This is a genomic window from Arthrobacter sp. efr-133-R2A-63 (genome assembly GCF_030209795.1).
Lineage (GTDB): Bacteria > Actinomycetota > Actinomycetes > Actinomycetales > Micrococcaceae > Arthrobacter > Arthrobacter bambusae_A.
The window spans coordinates 305505-328560 of sequence record NZ_JARVRG010000004.1; the positions used below are offsets into that span (position 1 = coordinate 305505).

The following is a 23056-nucleotide window of genomic DNA, read 5'->3' on the forward strand; positions in this document are numbered from 1 at the left end:
CAGGGGGTCCGCGCTTGCCGCATCCGTTCCGGACCGGCCCGGTCGTCACCCGGGGCACCCCGCCGCGATGGAGGGTTGCCGGCCAGCAAACCGGGGTTTCGCGCTGGCACTCGTGACCTGTAAAGAGAGTAGGACACCGGCAAGGCCGGTTCCAATGTGACCGCGATTGTTAAGCGGATTGTTACACCGCCCGAAAAATGTGCCTTCCGCCGAAGAAAAAGCAGCGGACGCCCCGGAAAGGGGGCGTCCGCCGTCGTTTGTTCAGTGAATGGGCGGATTAGAGGAGGTCGTCGAGTTCGGGGTTGAGCCTCTTGAGGACCTCGGAGTGCAGGATCGAGTTAGTGGCGACGGCGTTTCCGCCGAAGGGGCCATCCGCGCCATCCAGGGACGTGAAGCGTCCGCCGGCCTCGGTCACGATCGGCACCAAGGCGGCCATGTCGTAGACCTGGAGTTCCGGTTCGGCGGCGATGTCCACGGCGCCCTCGGCCACGAGGCAGTAGGACCAGAAATCCCCGTACGCACGGCTGCGCCAGACATCGTTCTCGAGGCCCAGGAAGTTGTCCAGCTTCCCGTGCTGCTTCCACTCGGAAAGCTCGGAGTAGGAGAGCGAGGCGTCTTCGAGCCGGGACACGTTGGAAACTTTCAAGCGGGTGGCCGCGGCCAGCGACCGGCCCATGTAGGCGCCCGAGCCCTTGGCCGCCCACCAACGCTTGCCGAGCGCCGGAGCGCTCACGAGCCCCACCACTACCTCGCCCTCGTCCACGAGGGCGATCAGCGTTGCCCAGACGGGTACGCCACGCACGAAGTTCTTGGTCCCGTCGATGGGATCGATGATCCAACGCCTCGAGCCGTGGCCCGTGCTGCCGAATTCCTCCCCGAGGACGGCGTCACGGGGGCGGGAACGGGAAAGCTGCCCGCGGATCGCTTCCTCGGCGGCTTTGTCGGCATCGGTGACGGGGCTCAGGTCGGGTTTGGTCTCCACCTGAAGGTCCAGCGCCTTGAACCGCTCCATTGTCAGGGAATCGACGGAGTCGGCCAGGACATGTGCCAGCCGCAGGTCGTCGTTGTAGCTCGAATCGGGTTGGGTCATGGTTCCAAACTACCGTCTCTTCGCCGGTGAGCCGGGGAGGTAGGACGGCAGCGGCGCAGTTAGTTGACTGTACCCAGTTCCTTGGTTTCCTGTGCTTCCATGCGCGGGTCCGCGCCGAGGAGCCGGCGCAACGATGCCAAACGGGCCGGGCCCGACTCGCCAGCGTGGCCATCGGCGACCCACGAATCCAGGCCGCACCGAACAGCGTTGGCATCGTGCTTGCAGCCCCGCTCGCACATTTCGGTCCCGGGTTCGAGGTCCGGGAAGGCATGCAGGATGCGGTCCGGGTTCACGTGGGCGAGGCCGAAGGAACGGATGCCGGGCGTATCGATGATCCAGCTTCCGCCGGGGGCGTCGCTGAGCTTCAGGGCAAGGGCAGACGACGAGGTGTGCCGTCCGCGCCCCGTCACCGCGTTGACCCCGCCGGTGGCGCGCTCGGCACCGGTCAGGGCATTCACCATGGTGGATTTCCCGACGCCGGAATGGCCCAGGAGCACGGTGACCTTGCCGTCGAGGTAGTCCCGCAGCTGGCCGACGGCGTCACTGTCGAGGCGTGCCGACAAACCGTCGTCCGAACGGGCGTCGATGCCGGAGGCGCCTGCGTCGGCCGTCCGGCTGATGATGATGGGAAAGCCAAGGCTCACGTAGTTGGCGAGCAGTTCCGTCGGATCCTTGACATCCGCTTTGGTGACGAGCAGCAGCGGCTCGATTCCGGCGTCGTACGCTGCCACGAGGGCACGGTCGATGAATCCGGTACGGGGTTCCGGGTTGGCGGCCGCCACCACCACCACGAGCTGGTCGGCGTTGGCGACGACGGCGCGTTCGATCGGATCGGTGTCGTCGGCACTTCGACGCAGGAGTGTCTTGCGCACCTCGACCCGCACGAGGCGGGCGAGGGTGTCCGGGGCTCCTGAAACGTCGCCGACGAGGGCGACGAAATCCCCTGGGACCACGGGGGAGCGCCTCAGTTCCCGGGCACGGGCCGCAATGACAATGCGCTCGTTGTCCGAGCTTTCATCCACGATCGCGGTGTAGCGGCCGCGGTCGACGGTGACGATGCGCCCGATCACGGCGTCGTCGTGGCTGGGGCGGTCCTTCGTGCGGGGGCGTGTGCCCTTCTTGTTGGGGCGGATCCGGACGTCGGACTCATCCCAGGAGCGTGCGTCGCGGGCCATCGTCAGTTGCTTGTCTCCGTTGAACCGGTGTCCGCGGCCGCTGGCCCTGCACTGAGCATCGACGTCCAGATCTGCGGGAATTCGGGCATGGTCTTGGACGTCGTCGCGATGTCTTCGACCTGGACACCCTCGACGGCGAGCCCAAGGATGGCGCCCGCGGTAGCCATGCGGTGGTCGGCGTAGCTATGCACGACGCCGGAGTGCAGCGCTGCGGGCCGGATTACCAGGCCGTCGCTGGTTTCCTCGGCGTCGCCGCCAAGCCGGTTGATTTCGGCGACGAGCGCGGCCAGCCTGTCCGTCTCGTGTCCGCGCAGGTGCGCGATGCCGGTGAGCCGGGAAGGGCTGGTTGCCAAGGCGCACAATGCCGCTACCGTGGGGGCGAGTTCGCTCGTTTCGTCGAAGTCCGCGCCCAGGATTTCGGAACCGCCGGTGACTGTCAGGGTCCCGTTGTCCAGCGTGACGGTAGCGCCCATGGTGGCAAGAATGTTCCGCCAGAGATCTCCGACTTGCGTGGTGCTGGCAGGCCAGTTGGGGATCCGCACGGTTCCCTTCGTGGCGAGCGCCGCGGCGAGGAAGGGACCCGCGTTGGAGAGGTCCTGTTCGATTCGCTCGTCGAACGCCTGGATGGCGCCGGGGGAGACTCGCCAATGGTTCGGCACGGAGTCATCTACCTGGACTCCAACCCCGCGCAGGACCGCCACCGTCATGTTGATGTGGTCGAGGCTCGGCACGGGCTTGCCGACATGCTCGAGGTGCAGGCCCTCTTCGAAACCGGCACCGACGAGCAGCAGGGCGGAGACGAACTGCGAGGAAGCGCTCGCGTCGATCACCAAGTGGCCACCGCGCACGGAGCCCGTGCCGGAGACCTTGAACGGCAAGGAGCCCGGCGCCTTCCCGTCCATGGCGCTGACGTCCACTCCGAGGGTCCGGAGGGCTTCGATGATGGTGTCCATGGGACGCTGGCGTGCGTGCGGATCGCCGTCAAACACCGAAGCGCCGTTGCGCAGTGCCGCAAGCGGCGGCACGAAGCGCATGACCGTGCCGGCCAGGCCGCAGTCGATGGCGGTCTCCGATGCCGCCGCCGCAGGGTCGATCGGGGTGACTTCAAGGTCCGGTCCGTACTGTCCATCGCCGGGAACCTCTGTAATGGTGGCGCCAAGCCGGCGCAGGGCCTCGACCATCAGCGCCGAATCGCGCGAATGCAAGGGTGCACGCAACCTGCTGGGGCCGTTGGCCAATGCCGCCAGGACCAGATAGCGGTTGGTCAGCGACTTCGAACCAGGAACCGTGACCGTGGCATCCACAGGGTGGCTGGCGAAGGGTGCGGGCCACAGGGGAAAAGCGGAAGCTGTGCTCGTCCCTGAATCGTCTGTCTGCGTGGCGGGGGTTCCTGGCATGCTTCCTTATGCTCCAACTGCGTTGTCTACGGCCTTGCGGACGGCCCGGTCTGTCTTCTTGAACTGCTTGCCTGCGGCCTTCTTGGCGTCGATGGCGAGGTGTTCGGCGCGCCATGCGAGGCTCGGTTTGCCGGCAGTGTCGACGGCGGCAAGGAGAACCCCGCCGGTCAGGGAAATGTTCTTGAGCAACTGGGCGCGACGGGCGAGCCGGCCTTCCTTCGTGCTGATGTCGGCAGAACGCCACTCAACAAAGGTGTTCAGCACCGAGATCCCCGCAAGCAGCGTTGCCGAGAACCGGGAGCACTTGCCGAGGGCGAGCAGGGCGCCTGCCCCCACCTGGGTGCCGCCAATGAGCCGCGCCAGCATCTTCTCGTTCGCCGGGAAAGGTAGCGACTCGGAAGCGCGGCGGAGCAGCGGAGAGAGCTGCTTGGCTGTGTCATCCGCATTCTTGAGCTTGTCCAGCCCTGCGACGACAAAACTGGAAGCCAACATTGGCCTGGCGAGAAAACGGACGAGGGACATGTCTTTGCCTCCTGGATGGCTTGCCACGGTGTTCAGGTGGTGCTGCGTTGAAGTGGTGCGGTGTTCACGGGGTGCAGTCGGATCTAGTCTTGCATCTTTGCGGAATATTTGCCCGGAGCTTGCCGTTGTCAGAAGAAGGTGCGGTTTGGGCCGGACCTTGGATTGTGGCGTGTGCGTTGTGCCGCGCTTAGTCGTGTCGTTTGAGTGGAGATGGTTTTTTGGCCTTGGTTAAGGACCGCGAAGGACGCTTCGCGCGTGCGCGGGAGCTGCCACTGGACTCCCGGCGGGTGACAGTAGACTTGGATGCAATGAGCACCATGGATCCGGCCGCAGCGGCCATGTACAAAGCAGCGACGGAAGTCACGGACGCAACGTCCGACGGCGACGCAACTGTTGAGGCCGACGTCGAGATGGCAGTGGACTTCGCAAGCGAGACGCCCGAACAGCGGAGGGCCCGCTTCGAACGGGACGCCATGCAATATGTCGACCAGCTCTATTCGGCTGCCATGCGCATGGCCAGGAATCCGTCAGACGCCGAGGACCTGGTCCAGGAGGCCTACACCAAGGCATTCTCGGCCTTCCACCAGTACAAGCCGGGTACCAACCTCAAGGCGTGGCTGTACCGCATCCTGACCAACACGTACATCAACCTGTACCGGAAGCGGCAGCGCGAACCGTTGCAGTCGAATTCGGACTCGATCGAAGACTGGCAGCTGGCGCGGGCGGAGTCCCATACATCCGCGGGGCTGCGCTCTGCGGAGGCGGAAGCTCTGGATCATTTGCCCGACTCGGACGTGAAGAGCGCGCTGCAGTCCATTCCGGAGGAATTCCGGCTCGCGGTGTACTTCGCTGACGTCGAGGGCTTCGCATACAAAGAAATATCAGACATCATGAATACCCCGATCGGCACGGTCATGTCCCGGCTTCATCGCGGCAGGAAGATGTTGCGCGATCTGCTGGCGGATTACGCCGCAGAACGGGGAATCAACGCCGGCGCGGAAGAAAAGGCCTTGGCCGTGGGCGCGGCCACAAGCAAAAAACAGGAGAAAAGGAAATGAGCTGCCAAGGATTGGGCGACTGCGACGATGCTCGGATGCAGCGTATCTACGAGTACCTCGATGGTGCGTTGACCCGCGAGGACATCGCGGAGATCAAAGTTCATCTGGAAGACTGCCCGGAGTGCACCGAGCAATACGACCTTGAGTGCGTCATCCGTACTGTGGTGAAGCGCTCCTGTACGGAAGCGGCTCCTGAGAATCTCAAGAACTCGATCCTGGACAGGATCCACGCTATGAAGTCCGTGGACGTCTAAGAGCCTGGAACGGCAAGGGCCCCGGAAACCTGATGGTTTCCGGGGCCCTCCGCATTAAGTCTTACGCTAAGCCGCTGGCTTAGGTGTTGGGACGCTTGCCGTGGTTTGCGCCGCCGCGCTTACGGTCACGACGCTTACGTGCACGCTTGCTCATAGCTGGCCTCCTTAGATTCTTGATACTCAATAAAGCTGCCCTCCAGTCTCCCACATCCGGGGGCCGCCCCGCGAACCGCGGGCTGGGACCCAAGGGAAAGAGGGCTGCCCCAGCAGAAAGCCCGGGCCTAGCCCCGCAGGGAATTCCGGATGGAGATCCTGGCCTGGTCCAGGACCGTCCGCACGGTCTCAAGGGCGATCGGAGTCAAGGCCTTGGAGCCGGCGTGCTGTCGCAACTCCACGCGGATGTCGTCGCGGAAGGACTGGACCATCATTTCGGCTTCCTTCAGGATGCGGTGTCCCTCCGGAGAGTAGCTTCCGGCCCACGACTGGAATTCCGCGGACTTCGCGTTGGCTCTGGCGGTTTCGGCGGTCGCGGCGAGGTCTGCGCGCAGGCCGCGCATGTTGCTGCGGATGTCGTCGCGGAGGTTATCGGCCAACCGTCGCACGGAGGCCGAGATGTTGTCCTCGACGTCGGCGAGTTCCTGCCGCCGGCTGTTGAGTTCCGCCAGTCCCGCCGCGGTGATGGAGTAGTTGGTGCGGCGCCCGTCGCTGCTCGTCGCTACCAGTCCCTCCTCCTCGAGTTTGCCAAGGCGCGGGTAGATGGTTCCGGCGCTGGGGGAGTAGGTCCCCCCGAAGCGTTCGCCGAGGGCCTTGATGAGCTCGTAGCCGTGCTTGGGGCCCGATTCCAGGAGCGCCAGCAGATAGAGCCGCAGGGCTCCGTGGGCGAAGACGGGCGGCATCAGACTTCCTCTTCTCCGGAGACCGAGTGCGTTGTTCCGGGTGTTGGCGCACCGCCATGGATGATGGAGGTCTTTCCGGATACCGAATTGGTGCGGGCCACCATGAGCCGCTGGTCGGGGCCGGCGATGGTCTGGACCTTTCCGCCGGACTGGGCGTACAGCTGGTCGTCGATCATCACGGTGCCGCTCGCCGTTTTGGCGACGATATCCACGCCGACGTCATGCGGGAGGCGGATGGTGAGGTCGCCTGAAACGGAATTGGCTCCGAAATCCTGGGTATAGCCGTGAAGGTCGAAGCTGAGGTCTCCGCTGACAGTATTGGCCCGGATGTTCTTGAAGCGGCCCGACGCCGTGACTTCGCCCGAGACGCTCTTGGCTGTCATGACGCCGTCGTGGTTGCGGGCGATGACTTCGCCGCTGACAGTGTTGACGTGAAGCTCGCCCCGCGTACCGTCCGCGAGGACGGACCCGGACACCGTGTTGAGGCGGATATGGCCGCTGACGCCGGAGACCATGCCGTCACCGCCCACGGTTCCCGCTTCGACATCGACGCCGGCGGGCAGTGCGATGCTGATGGCGATCGTGTTGGTGCTGGTGTTGTTGACGGTCCCCATGAGGTTGCGGAACCAGCCCTGCGGGCCGTGCAATTGGTGGCGGACTTCGAGCCGGCCGTCAACGAGGCTGACGCTCAATGGGTCGCCGGCGATTTCCGAGACTTCGATCCGGGTGATTGCTTCGTCGTGCGTGACGACGTCGAAACGGCCCTTGACGATCCCCAGCTTGAGTGAGCGGACGCCGTCGACGTCGATGGTCTGCGGACCGGTAACGGTCCAATTCTCTTCTGTCATGACCCCTCCAATGGTGCGCCACTAGTTGCGATATATCGCGTATGGAAATCAAGATATATCGCGAATCCCATCGTGGCAATGGGTTCTGCTGGAGGAGGGGTGTTTCTTCGTCCCGGTTATTCCGGCTGGGCGATCCTCAGCCATTGGAACCAGCCGCGGTGCAACACAAGCCACGCCATGAGCCCGTAGCCGGCTTGGCCCGGCGTGCCGCCATTCGCGGCGAGGTCGGTGCGCCATTGTTCGTGGTTGATCAACGGCGAGAACGTGTCGACATACTGGTGGTTGCGGCGGGTGGTGACGTCGGCGAAAGCGGCATTGAGTTCCGCGATCCGGCGGTTCTTGGCCGGGTCCAGCGTAGGCGGCGGGCCGACCACGAATACTTCGATGTTGCTTTGGGACGCCCCATCCAGGATGTTGGCCAGATTGAGGCGGCTGCGCGCGGTGGAAAGGCCGAATTCGATGTCGCGGCCGGATAGGCCGATCACGAGGCGGTTTTCGTGGACGTTGCTGAATCGCCTTCCGGCTTCGTCGAGCCAGCGCGCCGCAAGGCCTTCCGTTCCCTCCATGGGGCAGGGAAGAGAGTAGCTCTCCACGAGGACGGAGTCCTGGGGAGTCCGCGCGAGAACCCTTCCGAGCCAGCCCAAGGCCCTGGGGTCACCGAGCCCGGCGAGTAGTTCATCACCAACAGCTGCGATGCGCAGCTTCCTGTCTTCCACGGTTACCTCTTCACCAAACGTTGCGGTCCTTGCACTGTGTCCGGCCGGGCGGCTTGATCACCGGACACTTGTTCCATTAAACAGAACTGCCCGGCTGGAAGCGGGTATTGAACCTCCAGCCGGGCAGCCGCCGTCTTACTTGCGTTCGAATGCCTGCTTGAGCAAGGTGGCCTGCTCGGCGCTGTGGCGCTTCATGGAACCGGCCGCCGTGGAGGCCGATGCCGGACGCGAGACGAGCCGGACCGTGCGGTCCAGTGCCTGCGGCAGGTTCAGGCCGATGAACGGCCACGGACCCTGGTTGGCGGGTTCGTCCTGCGCCCAGACGATATCGGCGTTCGGGTACTTGGCCAGTTCCGCCTCGAGCTGGGCCTGGGGCAGCGGGTACAGCTGCTCCAGGCGGATGATCGCCGTCGAGGTGTCGCCGGTCTTCTGGCGGTTGGCCAGAAGATCGTAGTAGAGCCGGCCGGAAACCAGGATCACGCGATCGACGCTCTGGGCTTGAAGGGACTCGTGCTCGCCGATGACCGGCTTGAACCCGCCCGTGGTGAAGTCCTCCACCGCAGAAGCCGCACCCTTGAGGCGCAGAAGCTGTTTCGGGGTGAAGATGATGAGCGGCTTGCGGGGACGGCTGTAGGCCTGCCGGCGCAGCAAGTGGAAGTGCGAGGCAGCGGTGGTCGGGTTCGCCACGATCATGTTGTCTTCGGCACAAAGCTGCAGGAACCGCTCGATGCGTGCGGACGAGTGGTCCGGTCCCTGGCCTTCGTAGCCGTGGGGCAGCATGAGCACGAGCGAGGAACGCTGGCCCCACTTCTGCTCGGCAGAGGAGATGAATTCGTCGATAATGGTCTGCGCACCGTTGACGAAGTCACCGAACTGGGCCTCCCACAACACCAAGGCGTCCGGGCGTTCCACGGAGTATCCGTATTCGAAGCCCATGGCTGCGTATTCCGACAACAAGGAGTCGTAGATCCACAGCTTGGCCTGATCGTTGCTCAGGTTGCCCAGCGGCATCCATTCGCTGCCGTTCGCGCGGTCGTGGAAGACGGCGTGACGCTGCACGAAGGTGCCGCGACGGGAGTCCTGGCCGGCGAGGCGGACGGGGACGCCCTCCATGACGAGCGAACCAAAGGCTGCGATCTCGCCGAAGCCCCAGTCGATGCCGCCTTCGCGGGACATCTGCTCACGCTTCTCAAGGAGCTGCTTGAGCTTGGAGTGGACCGTGAAGCCTTCCGGAATATCGAGGTGTGCCTGGCCGATCCGCTGCAGCATTTCGGCTGAGATGGCGGTGGTGGCAGGCGCGTTGGTGCCGAAGTCCGCCTGCTGGGCGATGGGACGCTCGATGTCCGAGACCGCAGCGGAGTCCGCCGTGATGATCGGGATAGGCGAAGTCTGTGCGGCATGGGTCTCCGCGAAGACGCGCTCGAGGCGTTCCTGGTAGTCGCGCAGCAACTGTTCGGCTTCGTCCTCGGTGATGTCGCCACGGCCGATGAGGGATTCCGTGTAGAGCTTGCGGACGGAGCGCTTGGCTTCGATGAGGTTGTACATGAGCGGCTGCGTCATCGAGGGGTCGTCGCCCTCGTTGTGTCCACGGCGGCGGTAGCACACCATGTCCACGATGACGTCCTTGTGGAAGCGCTGGCGGAACTCGTAGGCCAGCTGCGCGATGCGCACGACGGCCTCGGGGTCGTCGCCGTTCACATGGAAGATCGGGGCCTGGATCATCTTGGCCACGTCGGTGGAGTACGTCGAGGAACGCGACGACGACGGCGCGGTGGTGAAACCGACCTGGTTGTTCACGATGATGTGGATGGTTCCACCGGTGCGGTAACCACGCAGCTGGGACAGGTTGAGCGTCTCCGCCACAACGCCCTGGCCGGCAAAGGCAGCGTCGCCGTGGACCATGATGGGCAGCACGGGGAAGTCCTCGCCCTGGTCCAGGCGGTCCTGCTTGGCCCGGACGATGCCCTCGAGCACGGAGTCCACCGCTTCAAGGTGGGACGGGTTGGCGGCGAGGTAGACCTTGGTCTCATTGCCGTTGTCCGAAGTGAAGGTGCCCTCGGTGCCGAGGTGGTACTTGACGTCGCCCGAACCCTGCACGGAGCGGGGGTCCTGGGTGCCTTCGAATTCGCGGAACACCTGGGCGTACGTCTTGCCCGCGATATTGGTGAGCACGTTGAGGCGGCCGCGGTGGGCCATGCCGATCGCGACCTCGTCGAGTCCGTCGTCGGCGGCGTCGGAGATGATGGTGTCCAGCAACGGAATCAGGGATTCCCCGCCTTCGAGGGAGAAGCGCTTCTGGCCCACGAACTTGGTCTGCAGGAAGGTCTCGAAGGCCTCTGCAGCGTTGAGCTTGGAGACGATGCGCAGCTGCTCTTCGCGGCTCGGCTTGGAGTACGGGTGCTCCACCTGGTCCTGGAACCACTTGCGTTCTTCAGGCTCCTGGATGTGCATGTATTCAATGCCGGTGGTCCGGCAGTAAGCGTCGCGGAGAACGCCCAGGATGTCGCGGAACTTGAGCATCGGCCTGCCGCCGAAGCCGCCGGTGGGCCACTCGCGGTCCAGGTCCCACAGGGTGAGGCCATACGTCAGAACGTCGAGGTCCGGGTGCTTGCGCTGCACGTACTCAAGCGGGTTCGTGTCTGCCATGAGGTGGCCACGGACCCGGTAGGAGTGGATCAGCTGCTGGATGCGGGCAACCTTGTTGATCTCGTCAGCCGGGTCGACCTGGAGGTCGGGGCTCCAGCGGACGGGCTCGTAAGGAATGCGCAGCGCTTCGAAGATCTCGTCGTAGAAGTTCTGGGCGCCCAGGAGGAGCTGGTGGACGAGCTTGAGGAACTCGCCGCTTCCGGCGCCCTGGATGACGCGGTGATCGTAGGTGGAAGTCAGCGTGAGGATCTTGCTGATGGCGTTCTGGGCGATGATCTTCTCGCTGGCGCCTTGCCATTCAGCCGGGTAGTCGAGGGCTCCGACGCCGATGATGGCGGCCTGGCCCTTGGAGAGCCGGGGCACGGAGTGCACGGTGCCGATGCCACCCGGGTTTGTGAGGGAAACGGTAGTGCCTGCGTGGTCGTCCGCCGTGAGCTTGCCGTTGCGCGCACGCTTGATGAGGTCTTCGTAGGTGTGCCAGAACTCCGCGAAGTTCATGGTCTCGGCCTTCTTGATGTTGGGAACCATCAGGAGGCGCGTGCCGTCGGGCTTGGGCATGTCAATGGCGATGCCGAAGTTGACGTGTGCGGGCTGCACGGCAACCGGCTTGCCGTCTACTTCGTCGTAGTACACGTTCATCGACGGGAACTGGGACAGGGCGCGGACCACTGCGTAGCCAATGAGGTGGGTGAAGGAGACCTTGCCGCCACGGGCGCGGGCAAGGTTGGAATTGATGACGACGCGGTTGTCGATCAGGAGTTTGGCAGGAACGGCCCGGACGCTCGTGGCGGTGGGAACCTCAAGGCTCATGACCATGTTGGAAGCGATGGCCTTGGCCGGACCGCGGAGGACGGACACGACGTCCTCTTCCGGGGGAGTGGGGGCCTTGGTGCTCTTGGGAAGCTGCGCCGGGATCGGCCGGGACTGGCTGCCGTCCGATGGTTTCTGCGCGCCGTCCTTGGCGACAGTGGCCGGAGCCTTCTTGACCGGCACCGCAGGAGCGGCCGGAGCAGGGGCAGCTGCCGGGGCAACCACGGGAGCAACCGGCGTCATTGCCGATGCGGCGGCCTGTGCCACGACAGGAAGTTCGCGAGTGGGAGGGTTTGCAGGGGCTGCGGATGTTCCGTTGGAGGAAGTGCCGTCAGCGGTATCGAAGGACTCGAAAAGCGGCCACCACTTGGCGTCGACCGAATTCTTGTCCTGCTGGTACCGCTCGTACAGTTCGTCAACGAGCCACTCGTTTCCGCCAAATTCCTCGGGTAGACGGTGGCTTGGCTGCTCTGGCACTTGAAATACGCCTCTTCCGTGAGTGTTGATTTCCAGCTGGCCCGGGAAACTGCAAGGGGTGCAAAGGCGAGCCAGGGTCTGGGTCCCGCGAACTCAGACCCTAGCCAGTCTAGTGACGAGCGGCGGCTATCTGCCAATAGTGGTGACCTAAATCATGTTGATCCCGATATGGCTCGGCCGCCGCTCGCTGAGAGGGTTCTTCTTCCCCGGGTTCTTCCAGCCGTTTGACGCCTCGGGAACCTTGCCTCCGCGGGGTGAAGCCGCGTGAAGTCGCGCCGCGGCCGGACTGTAGACTTGAATTCTTATGGACAGTAATTCTAGGTGCCGGCCTGGGAGCTGCAGGGGACGCCGTTCGGCAATCTCCGCGCAGCGCACCCGCCGAGCCGGCAATGCCCGTACACATGCCCATCGCACACCGGAGCTCCAGGCCGGCCGGTCGGCGGATCGCTCATCCGCAGCGTCCGACCAACCCCCGCCGGGTCAACCAGCCCATAGCCCTTCCGGTGCCTTGCGCCAGCCGTTCGCTCCATCCGGCGGCCTCTGATGGAGTGGCTCTTCCTTCTCGCCGGCGTGCTCCTGATTCTGGGCACCGGCTTCTTTGTCGCCGTCGAGTTCTCCCTCGTGGCGCTCGACCAGTCAACGGTCCAAAGAGCGGTCGACGGCGGCGACCACGCCGCCGCGGCGTTGCTCAAATGCCTGAAATCCCTTTCCACCCAGCTCTCGAGCTGCCAATTGGGTATCACCCTCACGACCTTGCTGACCGGCTTCGTCATGGAGCCGTCCGTCGGTGCCCTCTTGCACGGACCGCTGCTCTGGGCAGGACTGCCTGAGGCTGCCGCGCAGTCCGTGTCGCTCGTCCTGGCCATGACGTTCGCCACCGCCCTGTCGATGCTCATCGGTGAACTCGTCCCCAAGAACATGGCCCTGGCCTTGGCATTTCCGCTCGGCCGCGCGCTGGCGCGTCCGCAACTGGTGTTCACTGCCGTGTTCAAGCCCGCAATCGTGGTGCTCAACGGCTTCTCCAACAAAATGCTCAACCTCGTGGGGCTGGAGGCCAAGGAGGAGATCTCCGGTGCCCGCTCGCCTTCTGAACTGGCGTCCCTGGTGCGCCGTTCCGCGGAGCTGGGAACCCTCGACGCCGGGACGGCCAACTTTGTCGCCCGGACGCTGAACTTCTCCGCGCGTACGGCGGCCGACGTGATGACCCCGCGCATCCGCATGGAGACCATAGATGCCGATCAGCCGGTGTCGGACATCATCGAAGCAGCCCGGCGGACCGGCTATTCGCGCTTCCCGGTCATCGGCGAATCGGCGGACGACATCCGGGGCGTGGTGCACATCAAGAAAGCCGTGTCCGTCCCGTCGGAACGCAGGAGCCGTCTTGAGGCCGGAGCCATCATGTCCGAGGTCCTGAGCGTTCCCGAGACCATCCACCTTGACGCACTGCTTCTGGAACTCCGGGAGGGCAACCTGCAACTCGCCGTCGTGCTTGATGAGTACGGCGGAACCGCGGGGATCGCCACCCTTGAGGACCTCGTGGAGGAGATCGTCGGCGAGGTGGCGGACGAGCACGACAAGGTCCGGCCTGGATTGCTGCAGAGCGCCTCGGGGGACTGGTACTTCCCTGGACTATTGCGTCCGGACGAGGTCAGCGAACAGATCCCGGGCCTCACCGTTCCCGACGACCCCGCCTACGAAACCGTGGGCGGTTACGTCATGAGCCAACTTGGGCGGATCGCGATTGTGGGCGACGTCGTCGAGGCCGGCGGCGGCACCCTGGCCGTCACCCGCATGGACGGCCGCCGGATCGACCGGATTTGCTTCCACCCCGCGGCGCCCGACACACATGATGATGAAGACGATAAAGGCACTGCCGAAAGCGACTCAAGCGGATGGCAAAGCAGGAAGCAGGCCAACAAGCGGCTGAGCAAGGGCTCGGGCGGTTCGGCAGGCGATGCAGTCGGCAACCCCGTGGCCAAAACCAGCCGTAGAGGACGTGCGGCATGAGCGACTGGGCAGGAATCCTGTGGCTCGTGGTGCTGTTGATCGGCAACGCCTTCTTTGTCGGCGCCGAGTTCGCTGTCATGTCTGCGCGCCGCAGCCAGATAGAGCCTTTGGCCCAAAGCGGGTCCAAGCGCGCGCAGACCACCCTGTATGCGATGGAGCACGTCTCGCTGATGCTGGCGTGTGCCCAGCTCGGCATTACCGTGTGTTCCTTGCTGATTCTCCTCGTGGCCGAGCCCGCCATCCACCATTTGCTGGGGGCGCCGCTGGAGTCCGTGGGCATCCCGGTCGAATTGTCGGACGTCATCGCGTTTGCGGTTGCCTTGCTGGCGGTCACGTTCCTGCATGTGACCTTCGGCGAGATGGTGCCCAAGAACATCTCTGTTTCCGTGGCGGACAAGGCGGCCTTGCTGCTGGCGCCGCCGTTGGTCCACGTCGCCCGTTTCGTGAAGCCCGTCATCTGGACGTTGAACTGGCTGGCCAACCGCATCCTGCGCTTGATGAAGATCGAGCCCAAGGATGAGGTCACCTCTTCCTTCACGCTTGAAGAGGTGCAGTCCATCGTCCAGGAATCGACCCGCCACGGGCTGGTGGACGACGACGCCGGCCTGCTGAGCGGCGCGTTGGAGTTTTCCGAGCACACCGCGGCGCACATCATGGTGCCGCTCGGCAAGCTCGTGATGCTCAAGTCCGGTTCCACACCTCGCGAACTGGAGAAAGCGGTCAGCCGCACCGGATACTCCCGGTTCCCGGTGTTGGACGACGACGGCGAGTTGACCGGGTACCTGCACATCAAGGACGTGCTTTCCATCCCGGAGGAAGGCCGACGCTATCCGATCGCGGAAAGCCGGATCCGGTCCCTCGTGAACCTCGCACCCGAGGACGAGATCGAGGATGCCATGGCCGTGATGCAGCGGACCGGCTCGCATCTCGGCCGGGTTGTGGGAACGGACGGCGCGACCCTGGGTGTGTTGTTCCTGGAGGATGTTATCGAGCAGCTTGTGGGCGAGATCCGTGACGCCACCCAGGCGCGGGGAATCCGGCGGCTGGGCGGACCCGAATCGGTGTGACCTCTTGCCGGTCCCGCGGGGCCGGCAAGAGCCGCCGGGAATTCTAAATAGGAATCATTCCCATTTATGGATACACTCATTGAGTCCCCTGTTGTGCTTGATTCGGTAGATCCGAGGTTTCCCGTGCGTCGTAGTGCCGCCCGTCCTTCCCTGACCGCTTTGCCGGCCGCGTGCGCGGCGTTCGCCGTCCTGCTTGCCGGGTGCGCGGCACCCGCAGCGACGGCGCCGTCGTCGTCCTCCGGGGTGATCGACGTGGTCGCCTCCACCAGCGTGTATGGCGATATCGCCAAGAGCGTCGGCGGTGACAAGGTGTCCGTCACCTCCATCATCAGCAAGACGAACCAGGATCCGCACTCCTACGAGGCAAGCACCCAGGACAAGCTGGCAGTCTCCAAGGCCCAGCTGGTGATCGACAATGGTGCGGGCTACGACGACTTCTTCAACAAACTGGCCGATGACAGCAAGGTTGCCGCGGATAAGACCATCACGGCCGTCAGTGTGTCCGGGCTCCTTCCTGCGGCGACCACGGGTGCATCTCCCTCCGCGGTGCCGGAAGGGTTCAACGAGCATGTTTGGTACAACTTCGGTGCGATGGCGAAAGTGGCCGATGCCGTGGCTGCGAAGCTTGGAAACCTGAACCCTGCCGATGCCAAGACCTTTGCGGCCAACGCTGACAAGTTCAAGTCCTCGCTGACCGGGCTCAGCGCCAAAGTGGCCGAAATCAAGGCCTCCAAGGCTTCCGCTCCCGTAGCCATCACGGAGCCCGTCCCTGGCTACCTGCTTGAAGCCGCCGGCCTGGAGAACAAGACCCCCGAGGAATTCAGCCACGCCATTGAGGTCGGCTCGGATGTTCCGCCCGCAGCCGTCAAGGAAACGAGCGATCTGATTACCTCGAAGTCCGTCCGCTTCCTCGCCTACAACGAGCAGACCGCGAGCGCCGAGACCGAAAAGCTGAAGTCCGAGGCAACCGCAGCCGGTGTCCCGGTGATCGGGTTCACCGAGACACTTCCCGAGGGCAAGGACTACGTCGCCTGGATGACGGACAACGTGGGCAACGTTTCTGCTGCCCTGAACAAGTAAGCGGACCCAAAAGGCGAAGAACAGGCGGGCCCCGCAATCGTCCTAAGATGTACAGGGCGGCTGCGGGGCCCTCTCCGTTCATCCAAGCGCCGGCCGCCAGCTTCATAGCTTCGCGAACCCCATGGATCGAGGAATCTTTTTGACACCGGTAGTGAGCCTTCGCGGCGCGGGCCTCCAGTTCGGCCAACGGGCCCTCTGGAAGGACCTCGACGTGGACATCCAGGCGGGTGAGTTCTTCGCTGTGCTCGGTCCGAATGGCAGCGGCAAGACCAGCTTCCTCAAAGTCCTCCTTGGACTGCAGCAGCTTCACTCGGGGACGGTGACCGTGGCCGGACATCCCGTGGAACGCGGCAGCCGGAAGATCGGTTACATACCGCAACAGAAGTCGTTTGCCCCGGACACGCCCCTGCGTGCCAGGGACCTGGTTTCCCTCGGCGTCGACGGTCACCGCTGGGGTCTGCGTATCAAGGCGAAAGCCGTCAATGAGCGCGTCGACGCGCTCCTGGACTTAGTGGGGGCGAGTGACTATGCCCGCGTGCCGGTTGGTCAATTGTCCGGCGGAGAGCAACAACGGCTGCGTGTTGCGCAAGCCCTCGCCGCGGAACCTGAACTCCTGCTCTGTGACGAACCGCTGCTGTCCTTGGACCTGCACCACCAGCAGGCCGTGAGCTCCCTCATCAACCGGCAATGCCACGAGCGCAACAGCGCCGTGGTCTTCGTGACCCACGAGATCAACCCGGTCATCGACTACGTCGACCGTGTGCTCTACCTCGCCGGCGGCAGGTTCCGCGTGGGAACACCGGAGGAGGTCATGACCACCGAAGTCCTCTCCGAGCTCTACAACAGCCGCGTTGAGGTCATTCGCGCGAACGGCCGGATCGTCGTCGTCGGGCTTCCGGACGCCACCACCCACTATCACGATGACGCCCACGCCGGTGTGGAAGAAGGCCACTAAATGGATCTCGGCAGCATCCTGCACACCATCTTCAACTTTGAAAACTACGGCGAACTGCTGGCGCTGGTCCAGAATTCCGTCTTGGCCGGTGCGGTCCTCGGCCTGCTCGGCGGCCTCATAGGAACCTTTGTCATGAAGCGGGACCTCGCTTTCGCGGTGCACGGCATTTCGGAGTTGTCCTTCGCCGGTGCCTCTTTTGCCCTGCTCATCGGGGCGGACATCATTTTCGGTTCGCTCGCTGGGTCCGTCGCGGCTGCGCTGCTTCTGGGACTCATGGGTGTCCGGGCCCGGGACAAGAACTCGATCATTGGCGTCATCATGCCGTTCGGCCTGGGCCTGGGCATCTTGTTCCTGGCCCTCTACCAGGGCCGGGCGGCCAATAAGTTCGGGTTGCTGACGGGCCAGATCGTTTCGGTGGACACGGTCCAGCTCCAGGTCCTGGCCGGCACGGCCGTGGTGGTCATGCTCGCGCTGGCCGCGATATGGCGCCCGCTCAGTTTCGCCAGCGTGGACCCCGAGATGGCGGAAGCCCGGGGAGTTCCTGTCCGCGGACTGGCGATTGCCTTCATGGTGTTGCTCGGCGTCAGCGTTGCCTTGTCCATCCAGATTGTCGGCGCGCTTCTGGTGCTGGCACTGCTGATCACGCCCGCAGCCGCTGCGCTGCGGGTGACCACTTCGCCGCGGCTCGTGGTCTTGTTGAGCGTGGTCTTCGCGATCACTGCCACGGTGGGCGGGATCCTCCTGGCCCTGGGCAGCAGGATTCCCATCAGCCCGTATGTCACCACGTTGTCGTTCCTGATCTATGTGGTGTGCCGGATCATCGGCAACGTACGCGCCAACCGGGGAATCAACGGCAGGATTGTCCGCCCCGGCGCGGCCATGGGCCAGGCAGCGGAAGACCAGGCGGTAGCCGGCTAGAGCAGGCCCGCTGCCTTCTTTGCGGTGCACTCCGGGCAGAGCCCGAAGATCTCCACGGTGTGCGCCACCTCGGTGTAGCCGTTTTCGGCGGCCACCCGTGCTGCCCACGTCTCCACGGCCGGAGCTTCCACCTCGACGGCCTTCCCGCAATTGCGGCATAGCAAATGGTGGTGGTGGCCGGTGACCGCGCAGCGGCGGTAGACGGCTTCGCCGTCGGCGTTTCGCAGGACATCGATGAGACCGTCGTCGGCAAGCGACTGCAGGATGCGGTAGGCCGTGGCCAGGGACACCGAGACACCTTGGTTCTGGAGGAGCCGGTACAGTTCCTGCGTGCTCACGAAGTCGTCCAGTTCGTCCAGCGCGGCACTGACGGCCAGTCGTTGCTTGGTGACGCGCTGCTCCCTGACGGCGGGATCCTTCGCGGCCGGAAGCGGCTCGGCTGCGGGCCCGGACGTGGCGGCATTGGCGCCCTGTGACATTCGTGGACTCATTTCGATATGGATGTTCGCAAACACCAACGTTACCAGCCGGCGGTCCCCGGATGTCGGTTCGTGGACACCATGGGAGGCCCGCCCTAGGCTGGCTGCATGAAGCTCACCAAGTTCACCCATGCTTGTGTCCGCCTGCAAAAGGACAGCCAGGTCCTCGTGATTGATCCCGGGACTTTTTCCGAGTCCGAGGAAGCCCTCGCAGGGGCCCACGCCGTGCTCATCACGCACGAGCACGCGGACCATGTGGACGCCGACGCCGTCGTCGCGGCACTCAAGGGAAACCCCGGACTGCAGGTGCATGCGCCCGCGGGGCTCGCATCCGATCTGGCCGCGAAGGCGGGCGACGACGGCGGGCGGGTACACGCCGTCGAACCCGGCTCGTCCTTTGACGCAGGGGGCTTCGCGATTCGTTCCTTCGGAGGGCAGCATGCCCTCATCCATCCGCAGATTCCGGTCGTGGCCAACATCGGCTACCTCGTGGACGCAAACGTCTTCCACCCTGGCGACTCGTTCGTCGTCCCGGACGGCATCGAGGTGCAAACCCTGCTGGTGCCCATCCACGCGCCCTGGTCGAAGATCGGCGAGGTGGTTGACTTCGTGATCGCGGTCCGCGCACCCAAGGCCTACCCGGTCCACGATGGGCTGTTGAACGAACTCGGGCGCGGTCTGGTGGAAGGCCACGTGACCCGCATCGGCGCGAAGTACGGTACCAGCTATGCGAGGTTGTCGCCGCGGGAATCGGTGGAGGTCTAGCTCAGTCCGCCGCGCCGCCTATATGCTGCCCGGCCACGTGCCTGTCTCGAAGAAGTCGGCCAGGACGGCCTCGTACGGGGCGGGGTCCAGGCCTCGCTCGGCGATCCAGTCCGGATTGTAGTAGCTCCCCGCGTAGCGATCGCCGGCATCGCACATGAGCGACACGATGCTGCCGCGCTGTCCCCGGGCCACCATCTCGGCGACCAGCTGGCAAACACCCCAAAGGTTGGTTCCCGTGGAAGGCCCGGCATGCAGCCCGGCCAGCCGGCGCAAGTGCCGCATCGCGGCGACGGAGGCGGCATCGGGAACCTGGATCATGGTGTCGATGACGGCCGGGACGAAGCTGGGCTCCATGCGGGGCCGGCCAATGCCTTCAATCCTGGACGGCATTCCCGTGGAGTAGTCCGGCACGCCGTCGCGCCAGCCGGGATAGAACGCCGAGTTTTCGGGATCGACCACGGCCAAGCGGGTGGAGTGGCAGTGGTACCGCAGGTACCGGCCGATGGTGGCGCTGGTTCCGCCGGTGCCGGCGCCCACCACGATCCACTCGGGCACCGGATGCTCCTCGAGGGCGAGCTGCTCGAAGATTGATTCCGCGATGTTGTTGTTGCCCCGCCAGTCGGTGGCGCGCTCGGCAAAGGTGAATTGGTCCATGTAGTAGCCGCCGGACGTCCGGGCAACCTCCTCCGCCATGGCGTAGACCTCCGAGGCGTGGTCCACGAGAAGGCAGGCGCCGCCGAACTCTTCGATGAGGGCGATCTTCTCAGGGCTGGTGGTCCGGGTCATCACGGCGATGAACGGGAGCCCGATCAGCCTGGCGAAGTACGCCTCGGACACTGCGGTGCTCCCGCTGGAGGCCTCCACGATGGTGGTCCCTTCCGTGATCCAGCCATTGACCAGGCCGTAAAGGAAGAGCGAGCGCGCCAGTCGATGCTTGAGGCTGCCGGAGCGGTGCGTGGACTCGTCCTTGAGGTAGAGCTGGACACCCCAGTGTTCGGGGAGCGGCACCGCGTAGAGGTGCGTGTCCGCCGAGCGGTTGTTCTCGGCCTCGATGCGTCGGATTGCCTCGCTGGCCCATGCCCGGTCCTGGTTGCGTAGAGTGCTCACCGATCCAGCCTACCGGCGGCGGCTGCCGCCCAGGGATAGGCTGGTAGCCGGTTGGCAGCTGCACGGCAGCAGCTTCGACGTCGTTTGGTAGAAGCAGCAAAGCGAAGGAGATTTGATGGCCACCCTCATTGACGTAGCCGCGCTCAAGGACCGCATGGATGCGGGCAAGCGGACAGTCTTGCTGGACGTCCGTTGGGTGTTGGGCGACCCGCACGGCCATTCGCACTTCCGCCAGGCCCACATTCCCGGCGCAGTCTATGTGGACCTGCATCACGAACTCGCCGATCCCACGGCCGAGGGCCAAGGCCGGCACCCGTTGCCGCCCACCGCGGCGCTGCAACGGAGCGCCCGAGCGTGGGGCATCAACGACGGCGACACCGTGGTTGCGTACGACGACAGCGGCAGCACCGCAGCGGCGCGGTTGTGGTGGCTGCTCCGTGACGCCGGTTTCCATTCCGTCTTCCTGCTCGACGGCGGATTGGGCGCCTGGCGCACGGCCGGCTATCCGCTGGCGCAGGACGAACAACCGCCGGTTCCGGGCGACGTCGTGCTTGGACACGGCCACATGGATGCCATCGGCATGGACGAGGCGGCGGACTGGCACAGCCGTGGAATCCTTCTCGATGCCCGGGCGGGGGAGCGCTACCGTGGCGAATTCGAACCCATTGATCCCCGCGCGGGACACATTCCCGGCGCGCTGAGCGCTCCCACTGCCGGAAACCTCGGACCGGACGGCACGTTCCTCCGCGCAGCGCAGCTCCGCGACAGATTCGCTGCCCTGGGCATCGACGAGGGCAGCAAGGTGGCGGTCTATTGCGGCTCCGGGGTCACCGCAGCCCATGAGATCGCCGCCTTGGAGATCGCAGGATTCAGGGCAGCCCTCTTCCCAGGCTCCTTTTCGCAGTGGTCCTCGCTCGAGTCCAATCCCGTCGTCACCGGAGCAGCGCCCCTGGGCATTCCGGATCAATGAGTCTTGGCGTGCCGTGAAGCCAGCGGGCGTGGCGGCGCAGAGTGGCAAAAAATCAGCCCGCAGGGGTAGCGTCGAGGCATGACTCCCGGACGCCCCGTTCCTCCGCCCCTTGGCAAGCCGCTCGTCGTGGATGACGCGACGGCGGATACCTCGCCGTCAACGTCCGCAGCTGCGAAGGGAACGCCGACCCTCGCGGCCGCCTACGGCGCCACGTCGGCCCACAGCGGCCTTGTCCCGCTGACCGTGGCCCGCCGCGTTCCCAAGGAAGACGACGTCGAGATCGAGATCGATTTCTGCGGCCTCTGCCACTCCGACGTCCACGCGACACGGGGCGAATGGGGCGCCCAGAACTATCCGCTGGTCCCGGGCCACGAGATCGTGGGCCGGGTCCGCCGGGTGGGCTCCGCCGTCGACGACTTCGCACCCGGAGACCTCGTGGGCGTCGGCTGCTTGGTGGATTCCTGCCGCGAATGCGGCAGCTGCCTCGAAGGCCTGGAGCAGTACTGCGAACGCGGAAACGTCGGAACTTACGGGGTGAAGGACGCCCGGAACGGCGACTCCATCACGCAGGGCGGGTACTCCACTTCGGTGGTGGTCGATCGCCGCTTCGTGCTGCGCGTGCCCGAGGGCCTCGACCCGGCCGCCGCGGCGCCGCTGCTGTGCGCGGGCATCACCACCTACTCGCCGCTGCGTTACTTCGACGTCAAGGAGGGCGACGTGGTGGGCGTCGTCGGACTCGGCGGACTGGGCCACATGGCGGTCAAGATTGCGAAGGCCATGGGGGCGCGCGTGGTGGTATTCACGACGTCGGACGCCAAGTTTGAGGCGGCAATCGAGCTCGGTGCCGACGAGGTGATCCTCTCGAAGGACCCCGAAGCCATGGAAGGCGCCAACCGTACCATCGACGTCATCATCGACACCGTGGCTGCGCCGCACGACCTGAACCCGTACTTCCGCACCTTGCGGCTGAACGGTGCCCTCTTCCAATTGGGGCTTCCTCCCACCGACATGCCTCCGGTCAGTCCCGGCGCGCTGATCCGGCGCCGGCTCTCCTACGCGGGTTCGTTGATCGGCGGCATCGCCGAAACCCAGGAAATGCTCGACTTTTGTGCCGAGCACGGCGTAGTAAGCGACGTCGAGGTCGTCACCGCCCGCCAACTCAATGAAGCCTACGACCGCATGGTTGCCGGCGACGTCAAATACCGTTTCGTCCTCGATACCAAGACCCTTCAACCCGCGTCGGAAAAGGCAGACATATGAGCACCCTGTTCACCAAGATCATCAACGGCGAGATTCCGGGACGCTTTGTCTGGAAGGACGACGACGTCGTTGCCTTCCTGACCATCGCCCCGCTGACTGATGGCCACACGCTCGTGGTGCCCCGCGAAGAGGTGGACCGCTGGACCGACGTCCCCACTGGGCTCCTCAACAAGGTCATGTCCGTCGCGCAGGCAATCGGCAAGGCGCAAGTGGAGGCGTTTGGCGCGCCACGGGCAGGACTGTCCGTGGTGGGCTTCGAAGTGGAGCACTTCCACGTGCACGTCTTCCCGGCAACCTCGCTGGCCGATTTCGACTTCGGGACCGTAGAGCACAACCCGGACCCTGCCCGGCTCGACGCGAATGCGGCGAAACTCCGGGCAGGCCTCGCCGCCGCAGGACACCGGGAGTTCGTTCCCGCGGATTGAGGGCGCGACGATGTGCAGGAAGGTTTCGGTTTAGATCCCGTCATGAGTGCATGAGGGTCGACAGAATGACCGCTATAAGTGAGCGGGCGTTGGGGTTTGGGGGCAGATAGGTGAGCGGGCGTTGGAACCGCCGC

At 64.9% G+C, this 23056-nt stretch carries 22 protein-coding genes and 1 riboswitch; of the genes, 11 read left to right on the forward strand and 11 right to left on the reverse strand.

All coding sequences use genetic code 11. From position 1 onward, the window contains the following. Positions 1-5: 5 nt before the first annotated feature. Positions 6-118, reverse strand: a riboswitch (SAM riboswitch). A 159-nt stretch (positions 119-277) separates the two neighbouring features. Genes hisN through QRN45_RS02040 form a run of 4 tightly spaced genes read right to left on the reverse strand, consistent with a single transcriptional unit; the run spans position 278 to position 4184 of the window. After that, positions 278-1090: a histidinol-phosphatase gene (gene hisN / locus QRN45_RS02025; protein WP_078108436.1), complete on the reverse strand. Its 813-nt coding sequence runs from the start codon at positions 1088-1090 to the stop codon at positions 278-280. A 59-nt stretch (positions 1091-1149) separates the two neighbouring features. After that, a complete protein-coding gene (gene rsgA, locus QRN45_RS02030) occupies positions 1150-2265 on the reverse strand; it encodes a ribosome small subunit-dependent GTPase A (RefSeq protein WP_284762322.1) in 1116 nt (371 codons plus the stop codon). 2 nt (positions 2266-2267) lie between these two features. Then, positions 2268-3662, reverse strand: a complete 1395-nt coding sequence (gene aroA, locus QRN45_RS02035; protein ID WP_284762323.1) for a 3-phosphoshikimate 1-carboxyvinyltransferase — start codon at positions 3660-3662, stop codon at positions 2268-2270. 6 nt (positions 3663-3668) lie between these two features. Beyond that, positions 3669-4184, reverse strand: a complete 516-nt coding sequence (locus QRN45_RS02040; protein ID WP_284762325.1) for a DoxX family protein — start codon at positions 4182-4184, stop codon at positions 3669-3671. Positions 4185-4402: 218 nt separating this feature from the next. Here QRN45_RS02040 and QRN45_RS02045 point away from each other — a divergent pair, with 218 nt between their 5' ends. Continuing rightward, positions 4403-5242, forward strand: a complete 840-nt coding sequence (locus tag QRN45_RS02045) for a sigma-70 family RNA polymerase sigma factor (protein ID WP_502870688.1) — start codon at positions 4403-4405, stop codon at positions 5240-5242. Next, a complete protein-coding gene (gene rsrA, locus QRN45_RS02050) occupies positions 5239-5496 on the forward strand; it encodes a mycothiol system anti-sigma-R factor (RefSeq protein WP_028264789.1) in 258 nt (85 codons plus the stop codon). The genes QRN45_RS02045 and rsrA overlap by 4 nt, the downstream gene beginning before the upstream one ends. Before the next feature lie 79 nt (positions 5497-5575). Here rsrA and QRN45_RS20985 read toward each other — a convergent pair whose 3' ends face one another. The 5 genes from QRN45_RS20985 to QRN45_RS02070 all read right to left on the reverse strand — a co-directional run bounded on the left by QRN45_RS20985 (position 5576) and on the right by QRN45_RS02070 (position 11889). Next, positions 5576-5650, reverse strand: a complete 75-nt coding sequence (locus QRN45_RS20985) for a 50S ribosomal protein bL37 (RefSeq protein WP_369299106.1) — start codon at positions 5648-5650, stop codon at positions 5576-5578. Positions 5651-5777: 127 nt separating this feature from the next. Next, entirely contained in the window at positions 5778-6392 is a 615-nt protein-coding gene (locus tag QRN45_RS02055) for a PadR family transcriptional regulator (RefSeq protein ID WP_284762328.1), read from the reverse strand. Next, positions 6392-7240, reverse strand: coding sequence for a DUF4097 family beta strand repeat-containing protein (locus tag QRN45_RS02060; protein ID WP_284762329.1), 849 nt, complete (start codon positions 7238-7240; stop codon positions 6392-6394). The genes QRN45_RS02055 and QRN45_RS02060 overlap by 1 nt, the downstream gene beginning before the upstream one ends. Positions 7241-7356: 116 nt before the next feature. Beyond that, positions 7357-7956 (reverse strand): GDSL-type esterase/lipase family protein, encoded by a 600-nt coding sequence (locus QRN45_RS02065; RefSeq protein ID WP_241707379.1) that lies wholly within the window; start codon positions 7954-7956, stop codon positions 7357-7359. Between the two features lie 135 nt (positions 7957-8091). Continuing rightward, positions 8092-11889 (reverse strand): multifunctional oxoglutarate decarboxylase/oxoglutarate dehydrogenase thiamine pyrophosphate-binding subunit/dihydrolipoyllysine-residue succinyltransferase subunit, encoded by a 3798-nt coding sequence (locus tag QRN45_RS02070; protein WP_241707380.1) that lies wholly within the window; start codon positions 11887-11889, stop codon positions 8092-8094. A gap of 543 nt (positions 11890-12432) precedes the next feature. Between QRN45_RS02070 and QRN45_RS02075 the strand changes: the two genes are divergently transcribed. The 5 genes from QRN45_RS02075 (at position 12433) to QRN45_RS02095 (ending at position 17916) form a co-directional block, all read left to right on the forward strand. Next, entirely contained in the window at positions 12433-13896 is a 1464-nt protein-coding gene (locus QRN45_RS02075; protein WP_241707381.1) for a hemolysin family protein, read from the forward strand. Beyond that, on the forward strand, positions 13893-14963 hold the full coding sequence (locus tag QRN45_RS02080; RefSeq protein ID WP_241707382.1) for a hemolysin family protein: 1071 nt from the start codon (positions 13893-13895) through the stop codon (positions 14961-14963). The genes QRN45_RS02075 and QRN45_RS02080 overlap by 4 nt, the downstream gene beginning before the upstream one ends. A gap of 66 nt (positions 14964-15029) precedes the next feature. After that, entirely contained in the window at positions 15030-16043 is a 1014-nt protein-coding gene (locus tag QRN45_RS02085; protein ID WP_284762331.1) for a metal ABC transporter solute-binding protein, Zn/Mn family, read from the forward strand. 121 nt (positions 16044-16164) lie between these two features. Continuing rightward, entirely contained in the window at positions 16165-16998 is an 834-nt protein-coding gene (locus QRN45_RS02090) for a metal ABC transporter ATP-binding protein (RefSeq protein WP_372489614.1), read from the forward strand. Continuing rightward, positions 16999-17916 carry a metal ABC transporter permease gene (locus QRN45_RS02095; protein WP_284762333.1) on the forward strand — a complete coding sequence of 306 codons (918 nt, stop codon included), beginning with the start codon at positions 16999-17001 and terminating at the stop codon, positions 17914-17916. Here the strand turns inward: QRN45_RS02095 and QRN45_RS02100 are convergent. Continuing rightward, complete coding sequence (locus tag QRN45_RS02100; RefSeq protein WP_284762334.1) at positions 17913-18395, reverse strand: Fur family transcriptional regulator; 483 nt, start codon at positions 18393-18395, stop codon at positions 17913-17915. The genes QRN45_RS02095 and QRN45_RS02100 overlap by 4 nt on opposite strands. A 108-nt stretch (positions 18396-18503) precedes the next feature. Here QRN45_RS02100 and QRN45_RS02105 point away from each other — a divergent pair, with 108 nt between their 5' ends. Then, entirely contained in the window at positions 18504-19160 is a 657-nt protein-coding gene (locus tag QRN45_RS02105) for an MBL fold metallo-hydrolase (RefSeq protein WP_241707387.1), read from the forward strand. Between the two features lie 18 nt (positions 19161-19178). Here QRN45_RS02105 and cds1 read toward each other — a convergent pair whose 3' ends face one another. Then, complete coding sequence (cds1, locus tag QRN45_RS02110; protein ID WP_241707388.1) at positions 19179-20267, reverse strand: L-cysteine desulfhydrase Cds1; 1089 nt, start codon at positions 20265-20267, stop codon at positions 19179-19181. Positions 20268-20382: 115 nt separating this feature from the next. Here cds1 and QRN45_RS02115 point away from each other — a divergent pair, with 115 nt between their 5' ends. The 3 genes from QRN45_RS02115 to QRN45_RS02125 all read left to right on the forward strand — a co-directional run bounded on the left by QRN45_RS02115 (position 20383) and on the right by QRN45_RS02125 (position 22922). Then, complete coding sequence (locus QRN45_RS02115; RefSeq protein WP_284762335.1) at positions 20383-21237, forward strand: sulfurtransferase; 855 nt, start codon at positions 20383-20385, stop codon at positions 21235-21237. Between the two features lie 78 nt (positions 21238-21315). Beyond that, positions 21316-22497: an NAD(P)-dependent alcohol dehydrogenase gene (locus tag QRN45_RS02120; RefSeq protein WP_284762336.1), complete on the forward strand. Its 1182-nt coding sequence runs from the start codon at positions 21316-21318 to the stop codon at positions 22495-22497. Then, the gene (locus QRN45_RS02125) at positions 22494-22922 is read left to right on the forward strand and encodes an HIT family protein (RefSeq protein ID WP_284762337.1); all 429 of its coding nucleotides are present in this window, start codon (positions 22494-22496) and stop codon (positions 22920-22922) included. The genes QRN45_RS02120 and QRN45_RS02125 overlap by 4 nt, the downstream gene beginning before the upstream one ends. The last annotated feature ends 134 nt before the right edge of the window (positions 22923-23056 follow it).